1 pseudogene is annotated in these 408 nt (G+C 68.4%); it reads right to left on the bottom strand.

Going from position 1 to position 408, the window contains the following annotated elements:
- A pseudogene (locus tag HCK04_RS40635) lies at positions 1-336 on the bottom strand (transposase); the annotation flags it as partial.
- Positions 337-408 lie beyond the last annotated feature (72 nt).

Raw genomic sequence — 408 nt, 5'->3', positions numbered from 1 at the left:
CGTCGATGAAGGCAACTACCTGGGCGGCCGTGGGTCGAGTTCGGCCGCGAAAAAAGCGGCCGCGGCCTTGAGGATCTCGTTGGCGCGGCGCAGCTCGCGCACCTCACGCTCCAGCTCGGCGATCCGCTGCGCATCAGCGGTCGAGGTGCCGGGACGCTGTCCCTCGTCGATCTCGGCCTGGCGCACCCACCCGCGCAGCGCCTCGCGGTGAACACCGAGCTGATCGGCCACCCGGGCGATCGCGCCGGGGGCACCGCCGGTCTGCCGGCGAACCTCAAACACCATCCGGACCGCGCGCTCTCGAAGCTCTTGGGGATACTTCCTCGGGGCTGGCATCGTGACGTGATTCTCCCTTCCGCCAGCAGATGATGCTGGCTTCAGGGCCTCCACGAAAGTCGGAGTGGTTCA

Source organism: Microbispora sp. CL1-1 (assembly GCF_012034195.1).
Lineage (GTDB): Bacteria > Actinomycetota > Actinomycetes > Streptosporangiales > Streptosporangiaceae > Microbispora.
The sequence above is the reverse complement of the archived record's forward strand: the minus strand, read 5'-3'. Positions and strand labels throughout refer to the sequence as shown.